At 64.6% G+C, this 2,132-nt stretch carries 3 protein-coding genes; all 3 read right to left on the reverse strand.

Annotated features, from left to right (window positions below):
• Positions 1-737: DUF87 domain-containing protein (locus QJT78_RS50565; RefSeq protein WP_038945545.1), on the reverse strand; the 737-nt coding region annotated here is incomplete at its 3' end.
• On the reverse strand, positions 734-1,309 hold the full coding sequence (locus QJT78_RS50570; RefSeq protein WP_049832037.1) for a DUF1643 domain-containing protein: 576 nt from the start codon (positions 1,307-1,309) through the stop codon (positions 734-736). The genes QJT78_RS50570 and QJT78_RS50565, both read right to left, overlap by 4 nt.
• On the reverse strand, positions 1,306-2,132 hold an 827-nt coding region (locus QJT78_RS50575), incomplete at its 5' end, for a hypothetical protein (protein ID WP_281460846.1). The genes QJT78_RS50570 and QJT78_RS50575, both read right to left, overlap by 4 nt.

The raw sequence follows: 2,132 nt of genomic DNA on the forward strand, positions 1-2,132 counted from the left end.
TGGGCCTCGCCGCTGCAGATCCAGCCCGACCCGGTCTTGAGCGAGGAGAGGGTCGTCGAGACGCTTTCGAAGGTCGTCTTGTCGCCGTTGGCCTTCAGCCATTTCTTGACCGGCTCCTGGTCCGCCGGTGCCGTCAGGCGGTGTGCGATCATGGTGTCGCAGCTGCCGAGCACGGCGTTATGCAGGGCCTGGGTGCGCTGGGTCAGCACCATCATCCGGATGCCTTTGGACCGGCCGGCGGTCGCCAGCTTCTTGGCATTGTGAATGGCGAGGTTCTCGGCGCCGATGCCGGCCCGTTCTTTCGGCGCGAATTCGTGGGCCTCTTCGACGACGAGGTGCACGACGCCGCGCATATGCCGCATCAGAGCCGGGACGAAGGTGTTGAAGAATTCCTGCAGCCCGCCGTGCTTGAAGTCGGCCATATCGATGATGGAAAGCGGGAGCGCGCCGCTGGCGACGAGCTCGCCGATCGCCTTGCCGGCAGACTCATGCAGCGGGACATGACCGCGCGGCCCACCGAGGATGTAGAAGGGCAGCCCAGCCGCTCGGCCGTCGGCGCTCGACGTCAGCCCCCACCAATCCGACTTGATCGGATCCAGAACGCAGACCCGCGCCGACGGATTGTCGCGGAGGATCTGCTCGACGGCCAGCTTTGCCGTGCTGGTCTTGCCGCTTCCGGTCTTGCCGAGGAACGCGGAATGCTGCTCGAGCACCGCGGGCGGGAAAGAGAACGTCATGCTGGCACCCCCTTGAATTCTGTGAGTTGCGTGTCACCGCGGACGAACAGGGGATGCTTCGGCGTGCCGCCGGCGTTCACCCCCAAGCAGTAGAGCGAGTGTCGATCGGCGCGCAATGCCGACTCAGTGTCGACCGCCAAGGGCACCAGTCGAGGATGGAGATTCCCCCACGCGCAAACGATGCGCTGAGCGTGCTTGGCAGTGTCGCGGATCAGGGCGAGGTTGCCGTTGCTGCGCGGCACCACGCCAGGCTTGAGCAAGTCGTCGGGATCCGTCGCCCGATAGTCGGCGATGTTCATCAACACCAGGCCGTCAAACCCCCACTCCATCGAGAAATCGATCATGCGATTTGAACTGGGATCGTCGACGTTCGCCTCGGCGAGCGACGGGTTCTTGCAGATCCACAAGATGAAGTTGTGCGGCAGCCGTGTGTAAGCGTTGAACAAGTTGATCCACTTCCGGGTGAGGATCAGTCGGTAACAATCATTCGGGCCCGCGAACATCGCATCGCCGGCGACTCCGTCGGCCAGACGGAGGCGGGTCTTGCCGCCGGGGTTGTGGGGCGCGTTCATGATGCCGGCGCTCCGCCAAAGTCCGGGCCCGGTGCGGCGAGTAGCGCCGCTTTGCGCGCGGCCGCTTCGCCGACAAGGATCGTGTATTCCTCGGTGCCGGGAATGATGCGTTCGGCCGCGAAGGCCTCTGCTTCGCCGAACCACCAGTTCTCGAGATCTTTGACCGTTGCCGCGGAGCGGACACCGTCGACCCACTTCTTGATGCGGGCATCGCGCTTGACCGCGGCGCGGCGATCGAGCTCGCGCTGCACGTTCCATTTCCAATCGTCGCTGAAGTCCTTGCCAAGCATCCACGTCAGGAATCCGTCGTCGGCTGCAGACAGCGGCTTCCCATCGAACTTGCCGAAGTCGAACTTGGTGAGCACAGCCGGCTCCGAACTCCACGCGATCAGCGTCTCAATCGACTGATGGTCGAGAAGCTCGGTCAGCAGCAGGCCGCAAGCAAAGGCGTCCGGCTGGGCTCGGTGAGCCGGATTGAGGAGGGCGCGGTCATTGCCGACGCGCAGGTCTAGCGCGTACAGCAACGCCTGGAGCGAGTGCGACTCCATGTCGGGCCACTGGCGAAGAGCGCATTTCCAGGTACAGATCCAGCGCACGGTGATCAGCGGATCGAGGAATCGGCGCTCGAAGGACGCGACATGCGCGGCCAGCACCAGTTCCTCGTCGTCCGGCCTATCGGCGATCAGGATGCGCCAAGCATCGTTCCACGGCGGTGCATCGGCGACCTCGACGTCGCTGATGTGGTGGATCGCTGAGGCGCTCGGCGGGATCTTGCGCGCCGGCTTCACGAAGGTGCGCGCTCCGGTCGAGTAGAGGGTGCCGC

Source organism: Bradyrhizobium sp. Mp27 (genome assembly GCF_029953005.1).
GTDB lineage: Bacteria > Pseudomonadota > Alphaproteobacteria > Rhizobiales > Xanthobacteraceae > Bradyrhizobium > Bradyrhizobium barranii.